Origin of the sequence: Nereida ignava (assembly GCF_001049735.1) — a bacterium.
Classification (GTDB): domain Bacteria; phylum Pseudomonadota; class Alphaproteobacteria; order Rhodobacterales; family Rhodobacteraceae; genus Nereida; species Nereida ignava.
The window spans coordinates 277,142-299,350 of sequence record NZ_CVPC01000003.1 but is presented as its reverse complement, the minus strand read 5'-3'; the positions used below and the strand labels follow the sequence as shown (position 1 = coordinate 299,350).

The following is a 22,209-nucleotide window of genomic DNA, read 5'->3' as shown; positions in this document are numbered from 1 at the left end:
ATGACCCAAACCACACAGCAAAAAGCCCCAATCGCGCTTAGTTGCGGTGAACCCGCTGGTATCGGCCCCGAGATTGCCGCAAAGGCATGGGACCGTTTGCGGGGCCGACAGCCGTTTTTCTACATCGGTGACCCACGACACATTCCAGTCGGCACTCCCATCCGCGAGATACATACCCCCCAAGACGCAGTGCACGTAAGTGCCGAAGCGCTACCTGTTTTGCCGATTACTTTTCCTGCCGAAAACACTGCTGGACAGCCAGATCCCAGAAATGCAGCCGGCGTTATTGAAGCCATCGCGCGTGGTGTGTCCTTGGTTCAATCGGGTGAAGCCAGCGGGTTGTGCACAGGGCCCATCAACAAAAAAGCGCTGAAAGACGGCGCAGATTTTGCCTACCCGGGTCACACAGAATATCTTGCAGCATTGGCAGGCGTCGATCAGGTCGTCATGATGCTGGCGTGCGACGCACTGCGCGTTGTGCCTGTCACCATTCATATCCCCCTTGAGGACGTCCCAAGCCAGCTGACCGCGGCGCGATTAACGGACACGCTGTTGATCACCCACCGCGCGCTAAGACGTGACCTTGGTATAGACGCCCCGCGGATCGCGGTGGCAGGCCTAAACCCCCACGCGGGCGAAGGTGGTGCCATGGGGCGCGAAGAAATCGACATGATCACCCCTGTTCTGGATGCTTTGCGCCGTGAGTGCATGAACATCACGGGGCCTTTGTCGGCCGACACGATGTTTCATGCAGAAGCACGCAAAAACTATGATGTGGCGGTGTGCATGTATCACGACCAAGCGCTTATCCCGATCAAGACGCTTGATTTTTCGGGCGGCGTCAACGTCACCCTTGGGTTGCCTTTCATCAGAACCTCACCTGATCATGGCACCGCTTTTGACATTGCGGGCCAAGGTATTGCAGATGCGGATAGTCTTATCGCTGCCCTGAACATGGCACGCAAAATGGCCGATGCAAAAACGGGCAACGCCGCGCCCGCTACAACAGAAAAATAGCTAATGGCCCAGATAGATACCCTTCCCCCGCTTGCAGATGTGATTGCGGAAAACCAACTGTCTGCCAAAAAATCCCTTGGGCAGAACTTTTTGTTGGATTTGAATCTTACGGCAAAAATTGCGCGGCAAGCAGGCTCGCTGACAGATTGCGACGTTCTTGAAATCGGACCTGGTCCCGGCGGGTTAACCCGTGGGTTGCTGGCCGAAGGGGCGCGCCGCGTTTTGGCAATTGAAAAAGATCCCCGCTGTGGGCCCGTACTGGATCAAATCAGCGCCGCCTACCCCGACCGGCTGTCCTATGTCATCGGTGACGCGCTTGACGTGAACCCGCTTGAGCACCTCACGCCGCCCATCAGAATTGCGGCAAATCTTCCTTATAACGTGGGTACAGAGTTGTTGGTTCGGTGGTTAACCCCACCTGAATGGCCCCCGTTCTGGAGCAGCCTCACGTTAATGTTCCAGCGCGAAGTCGCCATGCGTATCGTTGCGGAACCGGGCAGCAAAGCCTACGGACGACTGGCCGTTTTGGCCCAGTGGCGCGCAGATACGCGCATCGCGATGTCACTTCCACCAGAGGCGTTCACACCCGCACCAAAAGTGCATTCAGCAGTGGTGCATTTGACAGCCCTTCCCAAACCACGGTTTGAGGCGGACGCCAAAGTGTTATCACGGGTTGTGGCGGCAGGATTTAACCAACGCCGCAAAATGCTGCGCGCATCACTCAAAGGCGTGGCACCCGATATCGAGGACCGCCTTATTGCAGCAGGTATCAAACCGACCGAGCGCGCTGAAACTGTTGGGCTAGAACAATTCTGTGCCCTTGCCCGCGCCGTAGCTGCTGGTTGACTAGGATATCGTGATGCTGAGCTCAGCTTGGCCGCATTCAGCGCAGTCTGTAGACGCTTAACAGCTTATTCGGCTGCAGATGTGTCGGGCGTTTGCTCAGCCGCAGGGGCCTCTGACGGAGCTGAAACAGTCTCTGAAGCTGCCTCTGCCGACCCATTTTCATCTGTCTTCGCAACACGAGGCTTGCGCGGACGGCGGATACGCTTAGGGCGCTCAGCCGGTGCATCTTCAGAAGTTGGCGCATCTGCATCCGCATTTTGCTCAGCGGGTGGCTCACTGGCATCTTCCGATGTCTCAACAGGGCCGCCTTCACGTTCCTGACGCTCGGCGCGCTCTTGGCGTTCACGGTCGCGTTGCTCTTGACGCTCGCGGTTCAGGCGCTCTTGCTCTTCGCGCTTTGCCTCAACTTCACGCTGCGCTTCGCCAAGGATACGCAGGTAATGTTCAGCGTGCTGCTGAAACGCTTCGACGGCAACGCGGTCACCGGAAAGCTGTGCATCGCGCGCAAGTTGTGTGTATTTATCAATGATTTGCTGAGGGGTGCCGCGCACTTTGCCTTCGGGACCAGAGCTGTCAAAAACACGGTTAATGACGTTGCCACCGGACGGGCGATTAGTGTTGCGGCTTTTGTTCCGCGAGCGGTTTTTAGATGATCTCATAAGGTATCGATGGCCCGTTTAGTGGCGCCTCACATCGGCGCAGTCCATTTTATACGTGATACATGCGTAAAGAAGCGCGTCGCGGCTTCCAATATTCGCAGTGTCAGCTTAACAGCGATGATCGAAATGGTTCCAATCCCGTCGCTGAATAGACAAAAGCACTTGGCGCAGGCAGTCGCAAGCCAAAAGACACAAATTTTATGTATTTAATGCCTTAAATCACCTGTGCTGGTGACTTTCGAGCACACACAACGCGGTCTTTGCCGTTAATATCCTTAAACAAGCCGACATTTGCCCATAACGCCTGCTCAAACAGCGCAACCACATCTGGCCCCTGCCCTGCGCCAATTTCGACGATGATCTGCCCATCTGCTGTCAAAAATTGCGCCGCATCGGCGGCCAAAACGCGATAAACCTTCAGCCCATCGGCGCCAGGTGTCAGCGCCATATGCGGCTCCCACTCGCGCACATCGCGGGCAAGTCCTGCCATTTCATCTTCGGCAATATAAGGCGGATTTGAAACGATGAGATCATACGGGCCGCTCGCCCCACCCAACCAGTCCGAGCGGTAAAATGCAGCACGGTCCGCCACACCGCAGGCGATGGCATTTTGCTCTGCAACAGCTAAAGCTGCCGCAGAAAGATCAGCCCCCTCGCCCGTCGCCGCCGGATTTTCAGCAAGCAAAGTGACCAGAATGCACCCCGACCCTGTGCCCAGATCAAGAACTTTTGAATAAGGCGCAGATAACGCCCGCTCAATAAGCGTTTCAGTATCAGGGCGCGGGTCGAGCACATCTTTGGTCACAATAAACTCGCGGCCATAAAATGCGCGTCGACCGATGATTTGTGCCACAGGTTGATGGCCCAATCGCGCATCGACGTAGGCTTCAAAAGTTGCCGCCGCCTGCGCGGAAATTGTATCATGGCTGTGAAGTGTAAGGCGCGATGCAGCGATGCCAAGTGCGTGGGCCATTAGGCGGCGCGCATCAGGTGCAGGCTCAACAATTCCCGCTTCACGCAACCGCACAATTGCTGCCATCAAAGCAGATTGCACCGTTGCGGGCGTGCTCATCCGTTCATCTCGGCCAGAAGATTTGCCTGTGCTTCAGCAGTCAGCGCGTCGATGGTCTCGGTCAGATCGCCGCCCATAATCGCGTCCAACTTGTAAAGCGTCAGATTGATCCGGTGATCTGTCATACGCCCTTGCGGGAAATTATAAGTACGAATGCGCTCGGACCGGTCACCACTGCCAACTTGGCTTTTGCGGTCAGCGGAGCGTGCATCATCGACCCGCTGGCGTTCCATGTCATAAAGGCGTGTTTTCAAAACCTGCATCGCAATTTCGCGGTTACGATGCTGCGATTTTTCCGAACTCACCACGATGATGCCGGTGGGAATGTGCAAAATCCGCACGGCAGAGTCGGTTGTGTTAACGTGCTGTCCGCCTGAACCACTGGCCCGCATCGTATCAATGCGCAGATCGCCTGCATCAATTTGTACATCTACATCCTCAGCCTCGGGCAATACGGCCACCGTCGCCGCAGAGGTATGAATACGCCCCCCGCTTTCAGTGGTCGGAACACGCTGCACGCGGTGCACGCCGCTTTCGTACTTCAATTTGGCAAAAACACCCGCGCCCTGCACGTGTGCAGTCACTTCCTTAATGCCGCCCAGCTCAGTTTCCTGATGCTCGATGATTTCGAATTTCCAGCCCTGCGCCTCGCTATAGCGTTGATACATGCGCAACAAATCACCTGCGAAAAGTGCAGCCTCGTCGCCGCCTGTTCCTGGGCGGATTTCAATCATTGCTGGCCGCGCATCGGCCGCATCTTTTGGCAAGAGCGCAAGTTGCAGGTCACGCTCCGCATCGGGAACAGCCGCCCGCAGGTCTGGCAATTCCATCTCTGCAAGCTCACGCATTTCTGGGTCAGACATCATCTCTTCTGCGTCACTTAAGTTCTGCAAAAGCTGTTGGTAGGCGTTGATCTGTGCCACAACGGGACCAAGGTCAGAGTATTCTTTGGACAAAGTCGCAATATCTGCGCCCGCCTCAGACATGGCGGCTTCAAGGTATTCGTGGCGTTGCAAAATTTGCGCGAGGGTATCAGCTGGGATCATGCGCCCTATGTGCCCAATGCCAGAACGGCGCGCAAGCTTTTAGAGACCCACGCGCGCCAAGACCGCCGTGATCCGCGCTTTATTCACGCCCATATCAGATTTGCCGTAAATCAAATGCCCTGCGATATGCACTGTGTCGCCCTCAATCCAAACACGCGTCACATCCGGAAACGCCCAAAGCGCGCTTCGGGTCACAAATGTAGCCGGTGCATCCGCAACTTTGCGCGTCCGCGGCAAGGCCGATAGTACAGACATAATCTCGGCTAATGCGGCCTCGGCATTCGTGACTTTGCGCACGGCATAATGCCCCCCCCGCAACGGGATACTCCCCCACCGTCAATGACGCAGGAACCGGCGCGCGGACCACAGATACAGGCGCCAAACGAATATAGGCGGCAGCAACCACGATGCTTGCCACAATGCCAATCACAATACTGGAGATCACTTTCGCTTTTCCTTTTCGCTTCATATCAGCCTCTATTTGCCGAATGCGGGCCCGCTAAGTCCGTTGATCAAACGTTGCGCCCCGAATGCATTGGAACTCTGGGCGCTGAATGCATATGTTGCCCCAAACAGGCGCTTGAGGAGGTGCATAATGCAAAATCATGAGCTGATCCACACGCCAAACGGCGGCATCAAACGCTTATTGCACATCATGGAATGTTTGCGCGATCCAGATACGGGCTGCCCGTGGGATATAGAGCAAACTTTTGACAGCATCGCCCCCTATACCATTGAGGAAGCTTATGAAGTTGCCGACGCCATCGCGCGCAATGACGTTCATGATCTGAAGTCAGAGCTAGGCGATTTGCTACTACAGACCGTCTATCACACGCAAATCGGCACGGAGGCTGGCCACTTTACGTTTGACGATGTGGCAGACGCTATTGCGCAAAAAATGCTGGACCGCCACCCCCATGTATTCGGCGATCAAAGCCGCGATAAATCAGCAGAGCAGCAGAAGAAAGACTGGGAAAACATCAAGGCCGCCGAGCGCGAAAAGCGCGGGGAAGCCGGTGTTCTGGACGGGGTCGCTTTGGGTCTGCCGGCCCTGCTACGCGCCCAAAAGCTGCAAAAACGCGCCGCGCGTGTAGGGTTTGACTGGCCCGAAACAACGCAAGTGCTGGATAAACTGAAAGAAGAAGCGGCTGAACTGGTGGACGCCGCAGCAGATAAAGATGCCGATGCAATTGAAGATGAGATGGGCGATTTGCTGTTCGTAATGGCAAATCTGGCCCGCCATCTTGGCGTTGACCCAGAGGCGGCTCTTCGGCGCACCAACACCAAATTCACCACGAGGTTCGCGTGGATCGAGGCAGAGTTGGCCAAAGCCGGCAAAAGCCCTGAGGACAGCACGCTGGACGAAATGGACAGCCTGTGGAACGCGGCCAAAGTGGCGCTGCGCGCACAAACGGTAAAAGGTGTTTAAATATGACCCGTAAAATCATCATCGATACGGACCCCGGCCAAGACGACGCAATCGCGATTTTACTGGCGCTGGCAAGCCCCGAAATTGACGTGCTGGGGATAACAGCCGTGGCTGGCAACGTCCCACTGCCCCTGACAGAACGAAATACGCGGGTGGTGTGTGAACTAGCGGGACGCGCTGACATGCCCGTTTATGCAGGGTGTGAAGCCCCACTATCGCGCCCGCTCATTACAGCCGAACATGTGCACGGCGGCACGGGGCTGGACGGCCCTGTGATGACAGAGCCGGCCATGACGCTTCGCCCTGAGCATGGCGTGGACTTTATCATTGAGACCTTGCGCGCCAAGCCTAGCAAAACCGTAACGCTCTGCCCACTTGGGCCGCTAACCAACATCGCGAAAGCCATGCAGCAAGCACCAGATATCACGGAACGCATTCAAGAAATCGTGCTTATGGGGGGTGCCTATTTTGAAGTGGGTAACATCACGCCGGCGGCAGAATTCAACATCTTCGTAGATCCTGAGGCCGCTGACATCGTGCTGCGTTCTGGCGTGCCGATTACGATGATGCCGCTGGATGTCACCCATAAAGCGCTTGCCACAAAACCGCGCATCGAGGCCTTTCGCGCCTTGGGCACTACCCTTGGCACAACAGTCGCCGAGTGGCTTGATTTTTTTGAACGCTTCGACACCCAAAAATACGGCACAGACGGTGCGCCGCTGCATGACCCGTGCGTGATTGCCTATCTCATTGCGCCTCAGCTTTTTGAGGGCCGCCATGTGAACGTAACTGTTGAAACAGGCTCTGAGTTGACCCTTGGTATGACAGTTGTTGATTTTTGGCGGATTACCGAACGCGCAGCCAATGCAACCTTCATGCAAAACATTGACGCAGATGGCTTCTTCGCGTTTTTGACCGAGCGATTGGCCACCCTGCCCCACACCGCATCAAAGGCCCCATCGTGAGCACATCTTTACATCTTGCAGGGCCTGAGGCTCTGCCCAAACTAACCACCATGGTGTCGGCGCTTTATCAAAGTGAAGGTATCATCACGGATGAGGCACAGATCGGCCAAACTATTGCGCCGCTTCTTGATGGAAGTCCGTTTGGCTGCGTGTATTTGATCGGGCCAAAAGTTGCGCCTGTGGGTTATGTCATCGTGACTTTCACATGGTCAGTTGAATTTGGCGGCCTCATTGCTATGATCGATGAGTTTTTCATCCGCGAAAACATACGCGGACGTGGGATGGGCAGTGACGTGTTGATTAGCCTGCCGCGTGCGCTGGCCGATGCCGGAGTGACCGCCATTCATCTGGAAGTTGGCAAAACAAACACACGTGCACGCGGCCTTTATGAGCGTTTGGGCTTTGTCGCGCGCGACGGCTATCAAACAATGGTGCGCACCTTATGAAACCCGAAACTAACATCCCCTTCGACAACAGTTTCGCGCGCCTACCCGAGGCGTTCTATGCGCGGCAGACACCTGAAAAAGCACCAGCGCCTGAGCTGTTGGTCTTCAATGAAATCCTCGCAAATGACCTTAACATTAAAGTTGAACCATCTGATATCGCAGAGATTTTCAGTGGCAATGAAATTCCAAATGGCGCGGACCCGATTGCTCAGGCCTATGCAGGTCACCAGTTTGGTAATTGGGCCGGACGATTGGGAGACGGCCGCGCAATCCTACTTGGCGAAGTCATTGACCGCGAAGGCCAGCGCCAAGACATCCAGTTAAAAGGCGCAGGCCGCACAATGTTTTCGCGCGGAGGCGACGGACGTGCATGGCTAGGGCCTGTGTTGCGCGAATACGTTGTCAGCGAGGCAATGCACGCTTTGGGTATCCCGACCACCCGTGCGCTTGCAGCGGTTGCAACCGGCGCACCTGTTTTACGCGAGCAAGGGCCGTTGCCGGGCGCGGTACTGAGCCGTGTTGCCAAAAGTCACATCCGCGTCGGCACGTTTCAATATTTTGCAAGCACGGGTGATAACCCGAACCTTCGGGTGCTGTTTGAACACACTGTCGCTCGTCATTACCCGCACGTCGGCACGCCGCTTGAATTACTGCGCGCTGTCTTGAAGGCACAATCAGAACTGGTCGCAAAATGGATGGGCGTCGGCTTTATCCACGGGGTGATGAACACAGACAATTGCCACATCGCAGGACAAACAATTGATTACGGTCCGTGTGCATTTATGGATGAATTCCGCGGTATGCAGGTCTTTTCCAGCATCGATCAAACCGGACGCTACGCCTATTCAAACCAACCCAATATGGCCGCATGGAATTGTGCGCAGCTTGCCACCGCGTTGCTGAACCTTGAACCCAACCGCGATACCGCGATTGAGGCCTTCCAAGACGAGATCGGCACTTTTGGCGAAATATTTATGGCTGATTACCTTAAAGTGTTCGGCGCCAAACTTGGCCTGTCCACGCCCATAGCCGAAGATGCCGATCTGATTGAGACGGTCTTAAGCGCAATGCAATCAGAGGGCGCCGATTTCACAAATACCTTCCGCGCGTTGACCGATGACAGTTTTGATGCGCGCCCTGAATGGCACAGCTCTTGGACCGACCGTGTCGCGCGCGAACCTAACGCGCGCGAGGTGATGGAGGCGGCAAATCCAGTTATTATTCCGCGCAACCATCAAATTGAGAATATGATCGCCTCTGCGGTAAACGGTGACCTGAGCCCGATAAAATACCTCAATACCGCGCTACAAACGCCTTTTGATCCACAAAATGACGACGCATTGCGCCGCCCCCCTGAGCCTTATGAAAAGGTCGCCGCAACATTTTGCGGCACCTAAACGCGACCTTAGATTGAGCGCACTACAATGATCATCAACAGCGAATAAAGCATGATGCCCCCGCCGATGAGGAACAGCGGCCAGTTTCTGAAAACAGATGCTTTCGCCAACTCTTTGGCCTGCCCCATCAGGTCCGGCCACGTGTAGCTGACGAAATCGCCTTGGGTGAAAACAGCCTTGATGCGCCCGTCTTCATCCACCACTGGCAAGCGGCGGAAACGCTCGTTCGACATAATTCGTAGCCAATCCACCAGATCATCAGTTTCTTTGGCCAAGCGCGGCTCACGGGTCATAATTTCTGACAGTTTCGTCTTAGACGGGTCCAACGCGCCGTTCACCAGCTTTTTCATGATGTCACGTTCGGTTACGACACCAATGACTTTGCGGTCATCGTCAATGACCATCACGGAGCCGTAGTTCATCTCGGACATGGCCGCGACGGCAGGTTTTACCAATTCATCCGGCCCGAATGTTAGCGGTTTGGGTTTGCTCGCATATTCCGCCCGATCCATAATGCGCATACGGCGGTTGGAGGTATTTGTCGTGTTACTTGCGGCCATGATGCAATTCCCCTTGGTATTGAAAATTAACGTATCCTTAAGAGACTAGGGCGTTTTGACGCATGTCCAGTAGCAGAGCTGATTTGCGCGCTCGCTTGAACAAGATCTTAACGACGCAAAAATGCGTTGCCCCCTTTTGCCTCAGACAAACAACAGCTAAGCATGGACCCGCACGAATAAAAGGATGACATGGCGATGGGCACCACCGTTTTGGAGCGCTGCGAGGCAAAAGGCCTACGCATGACCGACCAACGCCGCACCATCGCTGGCGTTTTGCAAGAGGCGGACGATCATCCGGACGTCGAAGAACTTTTCAACCGCGCTGTGACAGAAGACCCTAAAATTTCGCTGGCAACCGTTTACCGGACCGTGAAACTTTTTGAGGAAGCGGGCATTCTCGACAAACATGACTTTGGAGATGGCCGCGCCCGATATGAAACCGCGGACCGTAGTCATCACGACCATCTCATCGATATGAATTCTGGCGAAGTGATCGAGTTCATGGACCCCGATATTGAAGCCTTGCAAGAAAAAATCGCGGCCAAACTTGGATACGAGCTGCGCGGCCACCGCTTGGAGCTATACGGGGTTCCCAAAAAGGGCTAGGCTTTCAATCATGAGGCCCGCGCACAACGCCCCGCCTCAACCACACCACAACAAAACGGATGCGAGCATGTCCTTTTCCAGCCCCAAGGCCAGCGGCGCACTCGTCCGCCTGAACGATAACCTGCGCGGCGCCCTTTTGATGGTGGGCGCGATGTTTGGTTTCGCCCTTGAGGACGCACTGATCAAAACGCTGGCTGGGACCCTTCCCGTAGGGCAGCTGCTTGTTATCTTCGGCTTTTTGGGCGGCGCAATGTTTGCTGTGATGACTTGGGCACAAGGTCAGCGCCTTTGGACCCAAGCGCTGCTGCATCCGGCCGTTATCATCCGCAATGTCGGCGAATTGATCGGCACGGTTGGCTTTGTCACCGCGATCATCCTCACGCCGCTATCGACCGCATCTGCCATTCTGCAGGCCACCCCGCTTGTGGTAACGCTTGGGGCCGCGCTTTTTTTACAAGAAAAAGTGGGCTGGCGTCGGTGGGCGGCTATTTTTGTGGGCTTTTGCGGTGTGCTTTTGATCATTCGTCCTGGCGCAGAAAGCTTTGATGCTAAATCACTCTTTGCCGTTCAGGGCGTCATCGGCCTTGCCACCCGCGATATCGCTACCCGCCGCGTGCCAAAATCCATCACGTCACTCCAACTTAGCACCTATGCGTTTTTCATGCTCATCCCTGCAGGTGCGCTTATGTTGATCTTCAGCGATGGAATGATCCGGCCTGACGCTGTCCAGTGGGCTGTTTTGCTTGGCTCGACCGTGATTGGCGTTGCTGCCTATTATATGATCGTCGCCGCCATGCGTGTGGGCGATGTGGGCTATGTCACGCCATTTCGGTATACACGGCTGATCTTTGCATTGGTGATCGCTACAACGTTCTTTGGTGAGCGCCCTGACCTGCTGACCCTTATTGGTGCCGCAATTATTGTTATATCCGGCATTTACACCCTTCTACGTGAAGCGCGTTTGAAACGGACTTCCAAACCATAGTGATGCTTGGTATAGGCACGCTAAACCCAGACATACTGAAAGGCGCCTTATTATGAGTGCAATTATCGACATCCACGCCCGCGAAATCATCGACAGCCGCGGCAACCCAACAGTGGAAGTGGACGTGATCTTAGAAGATGGCACGATGGGCCGTGCTGCGGTGCCTTCTGGTGCATCAACTGGTGTCCATGAAGCCGTTGAAAAGCGTGACGGTGATAAAGCGCGCTTCAAGGGAAAAGGCGTATTGCAGGCAGTTGCGGCCGTAAACGGCGAGATCGCTGAAGAACTGCTTGGGTTTGATGCGACAGAGCAAGTTGAAATCGACGCAGCGATGATCGCACTTGACGGAACACCAAACAAATCACGCCTTGGTGCCAACGCCGTCTTGGGGGTGTCATTGGCAGTTGCGAAAGCCGCCGCTGACTACACAGGCCAGCCGCTGTATCGCTATGTGGGCGGGACATCAGCGCGCGTTTTGCCTGTTCCAATGATGAACATCATCAACGGTGGTGAGCACGCAGACAACCCGATCGACATTCAAGAATTCATGATCATGCCCGTGTCTGCCACAAACATTCGCGACGCTGTACGCATGGGCTCAGAAGTATTTCACACACTGAAGGGTGAGTTGTCTGCCGCCGGCCTTTCAACAGGTATCGGCGATGAAGGCGGCTTTGCCCCCAACATCAGCTCTACCCGTGATGCGCTTGATTTCATTTTGAAATCTATCGAAAAAGCTGGCTACAAAGCAGGCGATGACATCATGCTGGCGCTCGATTGTGCGGCGACCGAGTACTACAAAGACGGCAAATACGTGTTGGCTGGCGAAGGCAAAACACTGACGTCCGCAGAGAATGCCGCTTATCTTGCGTCATTGGTTGATGACTACCCGATCTTCTCGATCGAAGATGGTATGTCAGAGGATGATTGGGAAGGCTGGATTGCGCTCAACGAACTTCTTGGCGGTCGTTGCCAACTTGTTGGGGATGATCTTTTCGTCACAAATCCTGCGCGCCTTGAAATGGGGATTGAGCGTAAGGCCGCCAACTCGATGCTTGTGAAAGTAAACCAGATCGGCACATTGACCGAAACTCTCAAAGCAGTCGACATGGCGCACCGTGCGGGCATGACTAACGTGATGTCACACCGTTCGGGCGAGACCGAAGATGCAACGATTGCAGATTTGGCAGTTGCCACCAACTGTGGTCAGATCAAAACAGGTAGCCTTGCACGGTCTGACCGGTTGGCCAAATACAACCAACTGATCCGCATCGAAGAGCAGCTTGGTGAGGCCGCCAAATTTGCTGGCCGCTCAATCCTGAAGTCTTGAAGGACCTGAGAAACCCCTCTGGTTTGGATATTTAAGAACAAAAGAAGTTAGGGCGCCCTTGATCTAGGGGCGCCTTTTTCATGACAGGAGACAGCCATGACAGCCGATCAAATTATCGACCACCTAAAGCTTCAGCCACATCCCGAGGGCGGATATTACCGCCAGACTTGGGCCGCTGAAAATACGGCTGCGTCTGGTGATCGACCTGAGGGCACATGCATCTACTTTCTGCTCAAAGAAGGCCAAAGCAGCCACTGGCATAAAGTCGACGCAACCGAAATTTGGTTCTATCACGCGGGTGCGCCACTTGTGTTGAGCATTGCTGAGGCAGACGAAGGGCCAGCTAAAGATCACATTCTGGGCGGTGATGTTCTGGCAGGGCAGCACGGGCATTTCACGGTGCCCAAAGATGCTTGGCAAGCCGCACGCACCACAGGCGATTACACATTAGTCAGCTGCACTGTCACGCCGGGCTTCACCTTTGACGGCTTCACCCTTGCCGCGCCGGAATTTGATATTCCACGCTAAGTGGCGGCTGTAGGCTTACTTACAATCCCCCCCCCAACAGCAGCAGCCACACCTGTGGTGCCCGTACATGATGTGGGCATTCCGCGCGCGACACGTACCGCCAGATAGGCAAATGCCTGTGCCTCTAGCATATCTCCGTCAATTCCGATGTGATCCACGTCCACTACTTCTGCATCAAGGGATTGCGCCAACAATTCCATCAAATAGGTGTTTCTCCGTCCGCCACCGCACACGTACACATGGCTCACCGGTTCAGGAAAAAACTGAACTCCACGCGCGACCGCCGCTGCAACGCACGCCGTCAGCGTCGCAACAGCATCTTGGGGGCGAAGCTGTTCAATGTCTGAAAGTTCGCCGCGAAAGCTGTCGCGATCAAGTGACTTCGGCGGCAGTTGGCTGAAATAAGGGTGCGCCATAAACGCCCGCACCAGTTCATCATCAACTGTGCCCGAACGTGCTGTTTCACCGTTTTCATCAAATGTCTTACCAAAATGGCGCTGCATGACATCGTTTATCGGCGCATTCGCCGGACCGGTATCAAATGCCAAAAGTGCACCGCTGTCCTCAGGCTTTGCGCGTAGCGGATCAACCCATGTTACATTTCCCACACCGCCAAGATTCAGGAATGCCACGGGCTCCTGTGCGCCGATGTGTTTGGCCAGCGCAAAATGATAGAAAGGGGCAAGTGGCGCACCCTGTCCGCCTAATTCTACATCTGCCGAGCGGAAGTCCCAGACGACCGGCGCATTCAACACATCTGCCAACACCTGACCATCGCCAATTTGAAATGTCCGGCGGTTTGCAGGATCGTGACTTAGGGTCTGACCATGAAACCCGAATAACTCCGCATCGCCATAATAGCTTAACGCTTGGGCATGAACAGTCTCGACCAGTTCAGCCACATCCGCCAGATCATCCTCTGGCCAGCACCCCAAACCAGAACGCAAGACATTTTGCTCCGCTGCGGTATAGGCCCGAAAGCCGCTCTCGCCGAAGCCTGCTATTTCAACCCCATCCGTGAGCACCATAGCCGTGTCCACACCGTCCAAAGACGTGCCAGACATTGCACCAACGGATCTTATCATACCTGTTTTCAAACTGTGTGCCCCTCAGCCCCTTTACCGCCGTGGCGTTCCCCCCTTATACGGTTTGAAAATACGTGAAGGAAGCGCCATGACATACCACCCAAAATCGGAGTTCATCGCCATTATGATGGAGCGCGGCTATCTGGCCGATTGCACCGATTATCAAGGGCTGGACGAGGCGCTGAGCAACGGGATTGTTCCAGCCTATATCGGCTATGATGCGACTGCGTCGTCACTTCACGTGGGGCATTTGCTCAATGTGATGATGCTGCGCTGGCTTCAAAAAACGGGGCACAAACCGATCACCCTTATGGGTGGCGGCACGACCAAAGTCGGGGATCCGTCATTCCGTTCAGACGAGCGCCCACTTTTGGGACCTGAACAGATCGATGCAAATATTGCAGGCATGCAAAAAGTATTCGCCCGATATCTTGATTACGGTGATGGCGACACAGACGCGCTGATGCTGAACAACGCGGAATGGCTTGATACCCTAAACTACTTGGAATTTTTGCGTGACATCGGTCGCCACTTTTCAGTGAACCGCATGCTGTCCTTTGAGTCCGTCAAATCCCGTCTTGACCGCGAGCAAAGCCTGTCGTTCCTCGAGTTCAATTACATGATCTTGCAGGCCTATGACTTCATGGAACTGAACCGCCGCTATGGCTGTACGCTTCAAATGGGTGGCTCAGATCAATGGGGCAATATTGTCAACGGAATCGATTTAACACGCCGCGTGATCGACAAGGAAGTTTACGGCCTGACCTCGCCACTGCTGACCACTTCGGACGGCAAAAAGATGGGCAAAAGCCAAGATGGTGCCGTGTGGCTAAACGCAGATATGCTCAGCCCCTACCTTTTCTGGCAGTTCTGGCGCAACACAACAGACGCAGATACTGGACGGTTCCTCAAGCTTTATACCGAACTTCCCGTAGCTGAATGCGAGCGTCTTGGTGCTTTGCAAGGGTCAGAAATCAACGAGGCAAAAGTAATCCTTGCCAACGAAGTCACCACCCTACTTCACGGCGCAGAAGCTGCCGCGGCGGCAGAGGCAACTGCGCGTGAGGTCTTTGAAAAGGGTGGCGTCGGGGATGATCTTCCTACCCTTACAATCAGCGCAGCGGACGTGGCAGAAGGCATCAGTATCGTCCAACTGATCGTAAAATCTGGACTTGCAAAATCTGGCAAAGACGCAAAACGCCTTATCTCAGAAGGTGGCGCAAAGATTGACGATGCACCACTTGAAGATGCAGGCATGATGATTGATGGAACGGCACTTGCAAACCCCATCAAACTAAGTGCCGGTAAAAAACGCCATGCGCTAATCAAGCTTGGATAAGCCCACTTCTTTTGTTCACAAATATCCCCGCCGGAGGCCTTAGATCAAAATCTAAGCAGCCTCTAAGCTACTCGGGGATTGTGAATACCTGCCCAGGATAGATGAGGTCCGGATCGTCAATTGCAGCACGATTGGCCTCAAACACCTTCAGGTAGAAAACACCATTGCCATACCTCTCTTCGGCGATGGCCCAAAGTGTGGCTCCGGGCTGTACTGTCTTACTTGTAAAGCTCGCTTGATTTTGCGCTACTTCGGCCAAAACTTCTGGTGTTTCACGCTTAAATGGTAACTCTACGCGGCTTGTGACGTCTCCATCTGCGCTGACCTCATCGATGCGCAAAGTGTAAGTTCCCGGATCAACATTGGGCAGATCACTACCCCATGCACCGTCTGCAACAGGCGCATCGCTTACAATAGCACCGTCTATGTAAATCCGCACATTTCCATCGTTAGGCGCACGACCCGCAAGTTGCACTTCGCCAGTGCTGTCATAGCCAATACTATCCACAAGCACTGTTGAGGGCGCAGGTGCGTTCTGTGTGCTTGGGCCTTGAATAACTTTCACTGTGTCTTCTTGTGCGGCGATCACCACTGGGTCCTCGCTGACTTGCTCATCTATACTGTCGCCATCGCTTTGGGGCGCGACAACAACGCCGGCAATGATGAAACGGTTTGGGTCTTCGGTCTGCGCGCCATCGGGGTCGCTCATCACACTCAGAACGCGGTCATCCTCAGACGGTGGAATATCCGCAAAAATCGCAAAGTTGCCAAACGCGTCGATTGAACCGCGTGTGACTTCCGCACCGTCCAGCATAACGGCCAACGTACTGCCCGCCTGCCCCGTGCCAGCGATTAACGCCATACCTTCGGGATCAACTCTGAACCCAACCCGCAGCGGCGTGGCTGCAGGGGCAACTTCTGGTGAGGCAGGCTCAATCACGACAATTTCCGGGGCTTCAACAGCTGGTGCGGGTGTCACAACCGTCTCAGCTGGGGCATCTGCCACTTCGGCGCTCACAGCTGTTTCCGGCTGTTCCACAGCGGTCTGTGGCTGCGCTGCAATCTTGCTAAGCGGTTCGTTCAGACCACCAGGATAGAACGCGTATAGCACCCCAACAGTCACAATGCTCACACCAGCAATCGCGACTTTCTCTAAAGTGTTCAATGCAGTTCCAGCCATGACAGCCCTCTTCGTTGTCCTGTAGCACCCAACGCAGTGTGTGCCACATCTTCTTAGCCTACCCTACATATTGGGTCAAAACCCAACTACGCCGCGCGGTGAGCGCGACTTTTGGGCAACGATGCGGCCGAGTACAGCGCAAGAGCGGTCCAAATGAGGCCGAACGCAACCGCGTGCCAGACACCAAACGGTTCTTTGAAAATCAAAACCGCGCAGACGAACTGCAATGTGGGGTTCAAGTATTGGACCAAGCCAACTGTTCCAAGACGAACACGCTTGGTCGCATATGAGAAAAACATCAGTGGAATGGCTGTCATAGGCCCGCAAAGCGCCAAAAAGAGCAGCTCCGCAAGATTGCCAAAAACCGTCAGATCACCAAACCAGATCAACCATATAGCAGCGAGCGGCGCAAATAACAGCACTTCGCACGCCACGGAAACAACAGGACCTGCCTCAAGCCGCTTTTTGATTAATCCGTAAATCCCGAAGGTCACAGCCAAAGCCAAAGCAATCCACGGTGGGGTTTGTGTCCCAATGGCCAGCACGCTTACTGCAACCACTGCAAGGCCAACCGCAAGGGCTTGGGCGCGGCTCAACTTTTCACCAAAAGCCAACATGCCCAAAACAACCGCCACAAGCGGGAAGATGTAATATCCAAGCGATGTTTCAGTAACACGCCCCACTTTTGTCGCCCATATGAACAGGCCCCAATTAATTGCAATCATCACCGACGCAGTCGTAATGATCGCGATGTTCTTCGGGGTCGAAAGAGCCTTGGGGATTTGTGACAAGCGGCGCTGAAACATCAAAACGCCCGCGAACAACAAAAGCGACCAAAGAGTCCGGTGCGCCAAAATATCAATGGTCGGGATATCGCTGAACTGTGCGTAGAAAAGCGGCGACAGCCCCCACACGACACAGGCGGCAATCATGGCCGCAACACCTTTGAAACTTTCATTCATGACGCATGCAGTGCGCCCATTCCAGCGGCGGGTCAAATGAAAAAAGCCGCCGCTGATATCCTCAGGCGGCGGCTCAATTATTCAAAAAACAAGTGCGCTATCACATGCGTGAAGCGACGTTCTCCCAGTTGACCAAGTTATCAAGGAAGTTGGTCAGATACGCAGGACGCTTATTGCGGAAATCGATGTAGTAGCTGTGCTCCCATACATCACAACCAAGCAACGCAGTTTGACCGAAGCAAAGCGGGTTCACTCCGTTTTCTGTCTTGGTCACTTTCAACGCACCGTCGGTGTCTTTCACCAACCATGCCCAACCAGAACCAAATTGGCCTGCGCCAGCAGCGCTGAATTGGGATTTGAACTCGTCGACTGAACCAAAGCTCTCCACAAGCGCTTTTTCAAGCTCGGACGGCATTGCAGACGCATTCGGGCCCATCATCTCCCAAAACTGGTTGTGGTTCCAAAGCTGACTAATGTTGTTGAAGATGCCGTTTTGGGCAACAGAAGTCGCATCATATGTGCCGACGATGATCTCTTCCATAGATTTGCCGTCCCACTCGGTGCCGGCAATCAATTTGTTGCCATTGTCCACGTAAGCCTTGTGGTGCAGGTCGTGGTGGTACTCAAGCGTCTCTGCAGACATACCGTGCGCAGCAAGCGCATCATGTGCATAGGGAAGATCAGGAAGTTCAAAAGCCATCTGTGAGGCTCCTCTCTCGTCAATTGATATTACGGTTCGCTACCGCATGAAATGAGGCGACACCGCCCCTACGTCAAGGGGCGCGTTCAAATGCGAGCCGCTTATTTTTGTGCGCAGACTACTTTGGATAAACCTCTGCACCTTCGGCTGCGGCAGCGCTCAAGATACCAAAGACGTACTCGGACACAGAGCGGAAGCAGATCACGTCGATTGTCCGCGCATCCCGCATCCAAAAAGCAGCAGCAACTTGGGCCATCCGCGTCCGGCGCATCGTGCCAACAGCAAAACTGCTTGGGCGCATATCAGCGGGGCTCAATTTCGCAATAACGTCTCTCACGCCGGTGCCTTGTACGCGAATAATGCTGCGCGCGTCACTAACGTCCGCCAACAAGTGGTGCGTATCTTTTAGCGTTTTGCCCATCTTCGCGATCGCACCATCCACATCCGCATAGGGCAGAACCACCAGCAATTCGTCAGGCGACATCCAAGCGATGCCTTGATCTTTCGCAATCGTGCACATGCCGGCTTGGGGCATTTCTGCGCCACTAACACTTGTTGCCGCTTTTTTCACAGCGGCAGATGAAAGATCGCCGCGCAGTGTAATCATGCCGCGCGGGCCAAGGTCTTTGACCGTAACCGCCCCTTCAAAACGTTGCCCGTTCAGGGCCGAGATCGCCTTAGACATTTTGCTTAGCCCCCTCTTTATCGTAAAATACAGGATCAACGATTTCCGCACGCACTTCGGTTCCGTCCGTCTTGGGGAAGGTCAACACTTCGCCCATGCGGTCCGGACCGTCCTTAACCAACGCCATGGCAATACCCCGCTCCATTGTGGCGGAGTAGTAGCTTGATGTGATGCGTCCTTGAGTGTTGCGCTGACCGTTATCATTGACCCCGTCTGCAACCGCATACGCCCCATCAGGGATCACGCTGCGGTCCGTAGTCAGCAAACCGACCAGTTTCCAGCGGGCAGGATCGGCCATAAAGCTACGCTCATGTGCGCGCTTGCCAAGGTAGTCTTCTTTTTTCTTCGACAGCGCCCATTGCAGGTTCAGGTCCTGCGGAATGACCGTGCCATCAGTCTCGTCACCGATCATGATGAAGCCTTTTTCGGCACGAAGAACGTGAAGGGTTTCAGTACCGTAGGGCATCACCCCAAAGCCTTGGCCCGCTTTATAGATTGCGTCCCAAAGGGCGCGGGCTTGGCCTGCCTTCACGGCAATCTCGTAGGACAACTCACCCGAGAAACTGATGCGGAAAATGCGCACATCAATACCCGCAAGCGTACCATCAGCCCATCCCATAAATGACAGCGCGTCTTGGCTCACGTCCATCCCACCAAGGGTTTCGAGAACTTTGCGTGCGTTCGGGCCAACAACAGCGATCTGACCATATTGCTCAGTCACGTTGGCAACGTAGACTTTCAAGTCCCACCATTCGGTTTGAAGCCACTCTTCCATGTGTTGATGAATGTGATCCGCCCCACCGGATGTGGTGTGGCACAGCCACGTGTCCTCATCGATGCGGGCAACAACACCGTCATCCATCAAAAAGCCGTTCTCTGAGCACATCAAACCATAGCGGCAGCGGCCAACTTTCAGGTTCGACATCATGTTCGTGTAGAGCATGTCGAGGAAACGACCCGCATCTGGGCCTTTGACAATGATCTTACCCAAAGTTGAGGCATCCAGCAGACCAAGGTTTTCACGCGTGTTTTTCACTTCGCGGTTAACTGCATCTGCGTGGCTCTCGCCATCACGCGTGTAGCAATATGGACGGCGCCAATGACCCACTGGCTCCCAGTATACGCCGTTGTCGTCATGCCAATCGTGAAGCGGGCTTCGGCGCATGGGTTGGAAAATATCACCCTTCGCCTCACCTGCGATCGATCCCATAGAAATTGGCGTGTAAGGCGGACGGAATGTGGTGGTGCCGACAGCCGGAATTGGCGCATTAAGCGCACCCGAAAGAACCGCCAGACCGTTGATATTGCTGAGCTTACCCTGATCTGTAGCCATGCCAAGCGTGGTGTAGCGCTTGGTGTGCTCAACACTCTCATAGCCTTCTTGGGCAGCCAGCTGAACATCGCTCACTTTCACGTCGTTCTGATAGTCCAACCACATCTTCGCACGCAGCGAGATATTCGCGCCTTGGGGCATAATCCATACCGGTGCCATCGGCGCCTCAGTCACGTCAGTTGCAGACGGAACAGGATCTTTGGCCTTCACCTTTTTGCCGCACGCAGCAACGACTTTGGCTGCACAGCTTGCACCGTCAGCAAGGCCTGCGCCCAGCATCATATGTCCGTTCGCAGCACCAGCAACACTTACAAACGCTTTGCCGTCGTGGCTTGTTGGCGCGCGATCTGGATCAGGGCGGAAAAACTGCCCGTCCTCATCCCACGTCAGCTTCCCACCGCAATGTGACCACATATGCACAACGGGGCTCCAGCCGCCTGACATTGCAACCACATCACATTTGATTTCCTCAAGGACGGCACCTTCGCCTGCTTGCAAACAAAGCGCGACACCGGTCACACGTTTGGTGCCTTTGACTTTGGCGATGCCCATGCCCTGCTTTACTTCAATGCCCAAAGCGCGGGCTTGGGACACCAGCCCCTGATCGGCCATCGTGCGCGCATCAACAATGGCAGGCACGGACAAGCCCGCCTGAACCATGGCAATCGCCGTACGGTACGCATCGTCATTGTTGGTCACAACAACCGTACGGTCGCCCGCACTGACGCCATAATTCACAGCATAATCGCGCACCGCGGACGCCAACATAACTCCCGGAATATCGTTGCCAGCAAAAGACAAAGGCCGTTCAATCGCACCGGTTGCTGTGATGATCTGCTGCGCGCGGACTTTCCACAAACGGTGACGCGGACCATCCAGTTCCGGCGCGTGATCCCGCAGACGCTCATAGCAAAGCACATACCCGTGATCATACACCCCCGCGCCCATTGTACGGGTCCGCAGAGTGACATTCTTCATCTTTTCTAGGGCTTGAATGGCGTTATTGATCCACTCGTCAACGGAAACACCGTCAATTTCAGACGGCCCACCACAGGTTGCGTCAACAGGTGCGCGGCCGCCCCACTCGGCGTTTTGTTCCATCAAGGTCACATCAAGACCGGCACGCCCCGCAGTAAGAGCAGCACTCAAACCCGCCGTGCCGCCCCCAATGATCAAAACATCCGTGTGATGGTAAAAATGCTCATAGGTATCGGGATCACGCGCTTCAGCTTCAGGTGCGCGGCCAAGCCCCGCAGAACGACGAATAAACGGCTCGTAGACATGCTTCCACAAAGGCCGCGGGTGAATGAACATCTTGTAATAAAAACCCGCAGGCAGAAAACGCGACAAATGCTTGTTGATGGCACCGACATCAAATTCAAGGCTGGGCCAGTGGTTTTGGCTAGCGGCCTTCAGGCCCCCGAATAGCGGTGTGGTTGTGGCGCGCGCGTTGGGTTCGAACGTATTGCCCTCGCCCAAATTCATCAACGCGTTCGGCTCTTCCGCACCTGAGGCAACTACACCACGTGGACGGTGATACTTGAAAGACCGGCCCATCAACATCTGATCTTCCCCCAAAAGGGCAGAAGCCAAAGTGTCACCTGCAAAACCGCTCAGGCGTTTGCCGTTAAGTGTGAAATCTACTTTGGCGTTTCGGTCAATCAGACGGCCGCCATTTGCCAAACGTGTGCTCATGAAAAGTTTCTCCATGTCCAACCCGGCCGGGCGGCGCTAATCGCGTCAGTAATGTTTTTCGGAGGCTCAAGCGTTTGCGCGCTGTAAGTGCCAAACACTTCAAGCGTATTTGTGCAGCGCGCCGCGTGGAACCACTTGCCGCAACCGGCTGCGTGACGCCAGCGCTCAAAATGGATGCCTTTGGGATTTTCGCGCTGGAACAAATACTGTTCAAACGCCGCGTCATCTGCGCCAACAGTTTCACGTTTAACGTGCGCTTCGCCGCCAGCGGACAACTCTGTTTCATCTGCGGCGACGCTGCAATATGGGCATGTAAGGATCAGCATCGGGCAGCTCCGTTATTT

At 54.7% G+C, this 22,209-nt stretch carries 23 protein-coding genes; 11 read left to right on the top strand and 12 right to left on the bottom strand.

Translation table 11 applies throughout. The annotated features are described in order from the left end of the window. Entirely contained in the window at positions 1 to 1,017 is a 1,017-nt protein-coding gene (gene pdxA / locus NIG5292_RS03685) for a 4-hydroxythreonine-4-phosphate dehydrogenase PdxA (protein WP_048598105.1), read from the top strand. Positions 1,018 to 1,020: 3 nt separating this feature from the next. Beyond that, positions 1,021 to 1,863 (top strand): 16S rRNA (adenine(1518)-N(6)/adenine(1519)-N(6))-dimethyltransferase RsmA, encoded by an 843-nt coding sequence (rsmA, locus tag NIG5292_RS03680; protein WP_048598103.1) that lies wholly within the window; start codon positions 1,021 to 1,023, stop codon positions 1,861 to 1,863. A gap of 65 nt (positions 1,864 to 1,928) precedes the next feature. Here rsmA and NIG5292_RS03675 read toward each other — a convergent pair whose 3' ends face one another. From NIG5292_RS03675 to NIG5292_RS03660, 4 genes are all read right to left on the bottom strand, one after another. After that, positions 1,929 to 2,522, bottom strand: coding sequence for a DUF4167 domain-containing protein (locus NIG5292_RS03675; protein WP_048598102.1), 594 nt, complete (start codon positions 2,520 to 2,522; stop codon positions 1,929 to 1,931). Between the two features lie 214 nt (positions 2,523 to 2,736). After that, entirely contained in the window at positions 2,737 to 3,594 is an 858-nt protein-coding gene (gene prmC / locus NIG5292_RS03670) for a peptide chain release factor N(5)-glutamine methyltransferase (protein WP_048598100.1), read from the bottom strand. Then, positions 3,591 to 4,640: a peptide chain release factor 1 gene (prfA, locus tag NIG5292_RS03665; protein WP_048598098.1), complete on the bottom strand. Its 1,050-nt coding sequence runs from the start codon at positions 4,638 to 4,640 to the stop codon at positions 3,591 to 3,593. The genes prmC and prfA overlap by 4 nt, the downstream gene beginning before the upstream one ends. Positions 4,641 to 4,679: 39 nt before the next feature. Beyond that, on the bottom strand, positions 4,680 to 4,937 hold the full coding sequence (locus NIG5292_RS03660; protein ID WP_048598096.1) for a DUF1499 domain-containing protein: 258 nt from the start codon (positions 4,935 to 4,937) through the stop codon (positions 4,680 to 4,682). Positions 4,938 to 5,235: 298 nt separating this feature from the next. On the opposite strand from NIG5292_RS03660, the gene mazG reads away from it, so the two are divergent. Genes mazG through NIG5292_RS03640 form a run of 4 tightly spaced genes read left to right on the top strand, consistent with a single transcriptional unit; the run spans position 5,236 to position 8,877 of the window. Next, positions 5,236 to 6,069 (top strand): nucleoside triphosphate pyrophosphohydrolase, encoded by an 834-nt coding sequence (gene mazG, locus NIG5292_RS03655; RefSeq protein ID WP_048598094.1) that lies wholly within the window; start codon positions 5,236 to 5,238, stop codon positions 6,067 to 6,069. 2 nt (positions 6,070 to 6,071) lie between these two features. Beyond that, positions 6,072 to 7,034, top strand: a complete 963-nt coding sequence (locus NIG5292_RS03650; RefSeq protein WP_048598092.1) for a nucleoside hydrolase — start codon at positions 6,072 to 6,074, stop codon at positions 7,032 to 7,034. Then, positions 7,031 to 7,480, top strand: a complete 450-nt coding sequence (locus tag NIG5292_RS03645) for a GNAT family N-acetyltransferase (protein ID WP_048598090.1) — start codon at positions 7,031 to 7,033, stop codon at positions 7,478 to 7,480. The genes NIG5292_RS03650 and NIG5292_RS03645 overlap by 4 nt, the downstream gene beginning before the upstream one ends. After that, positions 7,477 to 8,877 carry a protein adenylyltransferase SelO gene (locus NIG5292_RS03640; RefSeq protein WP_048598088.1) on the top strand — a complete coding sequence of 467 codons (1,401 nt, stop codon included), beginning with the start codon at positions 7,477 to 7,479 and terminating at the stop codon, positions 8,875 to 8,877. Before NIG5292_RS03645 ends, NIG5292_RS03640 begins: the two co-directional genes overlap by 4 nt. 8 nt (positions 8,878 to 8,885) lie before the next feature. Here the strand turns inward: NIG5292_RS03640 and NIG5292_RS03635 are convergent, their stop codons facing one another. Further along, positions 8,886 to 9,437, bottom strand: coding sequence for a CBS domain-containing protein (locus NIG5292_RS03635; protein ID WP_082136612.1), 552 nt, complete (start codon positions 9,435 to 9,437; stop codon positions 8,886 to 8,888). A gap of 195 nt (positions 9,438 to 9,632) precedes the next feature. Between NIG5292_RS03635 and NIG5292_RS03630 the strand changes: the two genes are divergently transcribed. The 4 genes from NIG5292_RS03630 (at position 9,633) to NIG5292_RS03615 (ending at position 12,886) form a co-directional block, all read left to right on the top strand. After that, positions 9,633 to 10,043, top strand: coding sequence for a Fur family transcriptional regulator (locus NIG5292_RS03630; RefSeq protein WP_048598086.1), 411 nt, complete (start codon positions 9,633 to 9,635; stop codon positions 10,041 to 10,043). Between the two features lie 67 nt (positions 10,044 to 10,110). Beyond that, entirely contained in the window at positions 10,111 to 11,028 is a 918-nt protein-coding gene (locus tag NIG5292_RS03625) for a DMT family transporter (RefSeq protein ID WP_048598084.1), read from the top strand. Positions 11,029 to 11,080: 52 nt separating this feature from the next. Beyond that, positions 11,081 to 12,358: a phosphopyruvate hydratase gene (eno, locus tag NIG5292_RS03620; RefSeq protein ID WP_048598082.1), complete on the top strand. Its 1,278-nt coding sequence runs from the start codon at positions 11,081 to 11,083 to the stop codon at positions 12,356 to 12,358. A gap of 96 nt (positions 12,359 to 12,454) precedes the next feature. Further along, positions 12,455 to 12,886 carry a cupin domain-containing protein gene (locus NIG5292_RS03615; RefSeq protein WP_048598080.1) on the top strand — a complete coding sequence of 144 codons (432 nt, stop codon included), beginning with the start codon at positions 12,455 to 12,457 and terminating at the stop codon, positions 12,884 to 12,886. On the opposite strand, the gene NIG5292_RS03610 is transcribed toward NIG5292_RS03615, so the two are convergent. Next, positions 12,883 to 13,971, bottom strand: a complete 1,089-nt coding sequence (locus NIG5292_RS03610; RefSeq protein ID WP_048598078.1) for an anhydro-N-acetylmuramic acid kinase — start codon at positions 13,969 to 13,971, stop codon at positions 12,883 to 12,885. The two genes, NIG5292_RS03615 and NIG5292_RS03610, sit on opposite strands and share 4 nt — an antisense overlap. A gap of 88 nt (positions 13,972 to 14,059) precedes the next feature. Here NIG5292_RS03610 and tyrS point away from each other — a divergent pair, with 88 nt between their 5' ends. Continuing rightward, positions 14,060 to 15,310, top strand: coding sequence for a tyrosine--tRNA ligase (gene tyrS / locus NIG5292_RS03605; protein WP_048598076.1), 1,251 nt, complete (start codon positions 14,060 to 14,062; stop codon positions 15,308 to 15,310). A gap of 67 nt (positions 15,311 to 15,377) precedes the next feature. Here the strand turns inward: tyrS and NIG5292_RS03600 are convergent, their stop codons facing one another. The 6 genes from NIG5292_RS03600 to NIG5292_RS03575 all read right to left on the bottom strand — a co-directional run bounded on the left by NIG5292_RS03600 (position 15,378) and on the right by NIG5292_RS03575 (position 22,191). Then, the gene (locus NIG5292_RS03600; protein ID WP_048598074.1) at positions 15,378 to 16,490 is read right to left on the bottom strand and encodes a LysM peptidoglycan-binding domain-containing protein; all 1,113 of its coding nucleotides are present in this window, start codon (positions 16,488 to 16,490) and stop codon (positions 15,378 to 15,380) included. A gap of 86 nt (positions 16,491 to 16,576) precedes the next feature. After that, on the bottom strand, positions 16,577 to 17,452 hold the full coding sequence (gene rarD, locus NIG5292_RS03595) for an EamA family transporter RarD (RefSeq protein WP_048598072.1): 876 nt from the start codon (positions 17,450 to 17,452) through the stop codon (positions 16,577 to 16,579). 100 nt (positions 17,453 to 17,552) lie between these two features. Continuing rightward, positions 17,553 to 18,152, bottom strand: coding sequence for a superoxide dismutase (locus NIG5292_RS03590; protein WP_048598070.1), 600 nt, complete (start codon positions 18,150 to 18,152; stop codon positions 17,553 to 17,555). Between the two features lie 118 nt (positions 18,153 to 18,270). Further along, positions 18,271 to 18,837 carry a sarcosine oxidase subunit gamma gene (locus NIG5292_RS03585; RefSeq protein WP_048598068.1) on the bottom strand — a complete coding sequence of 189 codons (567 nt, stop codon included), beginning with the start codon at positions 18,835 to 18,837 and terminating at the stop codon, positions 18,271 to 18,273. After that, on the bottom strand, positions 18,830 to 21,865 hold the full coding sequence (locus NIG5292_RS03580) for a sarcosine oxidase subunit alpha family protein (RefSeq protein WP_048598066.1): 3,036 nt from the start codon (positions 21,863 to 21,865) through the stop codon (positions 18,830 to 18,832). The genes NIG5292_RS03585 and NIG5292_RS03580 overlap by 8 nt, the downstream gene beginning before the upstream one ends. Continuing rightward, complete coding sequence (locus NIG5292_RS03575; RefSeq protein ID WP_048598065.1) at positions 21,862 to 22,191, bottom strand: sarcosine oxidase subunit delta; 330 nt, start codon at positions 22,189 to 22,191, stop codon at positions 21,862 to 21,864. The genes NIG5292_RS03580 and NIG5292_RS03575 overlap by 4 nt, the downstream gene beginning before the upstream one ends. Between the last annotated feature and the right edge of the window lie 18 nt (positions 22,192 to 22,209).

Coding starts and splice junctions, on each gene's coding strand:
- prmC (WP_048598100.1), bottom strand. CDS start 3,594: ATGAGCACGCCCGCAACGGTGCAATCTGCTTTGATGGCAGCAATTGTG.
- NIG5292_RS03640 (WP_048598088.1), top strand. CDS start 7,477: ATGAAACCCGAAACTAACATCCCCTTCGACAACAGTTTCGCGCGCCTA.
- NIG5292_RS03575 (WP_048598065.1), bottom strand. CDS start 22,191: ATGCTGATCCTTACATGCCCATATTGCAGCGTCGCCGCAGATGAAACA.
- prfA (WP_048598098.1), bottom strand. CDS start 4,640: ATGATCCCAGCTGATACCCTCGCGCAAATTTTGCAACGCCACGAATAC.
- NIG5292_RS03600 (WP_048598074.1), bottom strand. CDS start 16,490: ATGGCTGGAACTGCATTGAACACTTTAGAGAAAGTCGCGATTGCTGGT.
- NIG5292_RS03675 (WP_048598102.1), bottom strand. CDS start 2,522: ATGAGATCATCTAAAAACCGCTCGCGGAACAAAAGCCGCAACACTAAT.
- rsmA (WP_048598103.1), top strand. CDS start 1,021: ATGGCCCAGATAGATACCCTTCCCCCGCTTGCAGATGTGATTGCGGAA.
- NIG5292_RS03580 (WP_048598066.1), bottom strand. CDS start 21,865: ATGAGCACACGTTTGGCAAATGGCGGCCGTCTGATTGACCGAAACGCC.
- pdxA (WP_048598105.1), top strand. CDS start 1: ATGACCCAAACCACACAGCAAAAAGCCCCAATCGCGCTTAGTTGCGGT.
- NIG5292_RS03590 (WP_048598070.1), bottom strand. CDS start 18,152: ATGGCTTTTGAACTTCCTGATCTTCCCTATGCACATGATGCGCTTGCT.
- NIG5292_RS03635 (WP_082136612.1), bottom strand. CDS start 9,437: ATGGCCGCAAGTAACACGACAAATACCTCCAACCGCCGTATGCGCATT.
- NIG5292_RS03630 (WP_048598086.1), top strand. CDS start 9,633: ATGGGCACCACCGTTTTGGAGCGCTGCGAGGCAAAAGGCCTACGCATG.
- rarD (WP_048598072.1), bottom strand. CDS start 17,452: ATGAATGAAAGTTTCAAAGGTGTTGCGGCCATGATTGCCGCCTGTGTC.
- NIG5292_RS03610 (WP_048598078.1), bottom strand. CDS start 13,971: ATGATAAGATCCGTTGGTGCAATGTCTGGCACGTCTTTGGACGGTGTG.
- eno (WP_048598082.1), top strand. CDS start 11,081: ATGAGTGCAATTATCGACATCCACGCCCGCGAAATCATCGACAGCCGC.
- tyrS (WP_048598076.1), top strand. CDS start 14,060: ATGACATACCACCCAAAATCGGAGTTCATCGCCATTATGATGGAGCGC.
- NIG5292_RS03650 (WP_048598092.1), top strand. CDS start 6,072: ATGACCCGTAAAATCATCATCGATACGGACCCCGGCCAAGACGACGCA.
- mazG (WP_048598094.1), top strand. CDS start 5,236: ATGCAAAATCATGAGCTGATCCACACGCCAAACGGCGGCATCAAACGC.
- NIG5292_RS03625 (WP_048598084.1), top strand. CDS start 10,111: ATGTCCTTTTCCAGCCCCAAGGCCAGCGGCGCACTCGTCCGCCTGAAC.
- NIG5292_RS03585 (WP_048598068.1), bottom strand. CDS start 18,837: ATGTCTAAGGCGATCTCGGCCCTGAACGGGCAACGTTTTGAAGGGGCG.
- NIG5292_RS03615 (WP_048598080.1), top strand. CDS start 12,455: ATGACAGCCGATCAAATTATCGACCACCTAAAGCTTCAGCCACATCCC.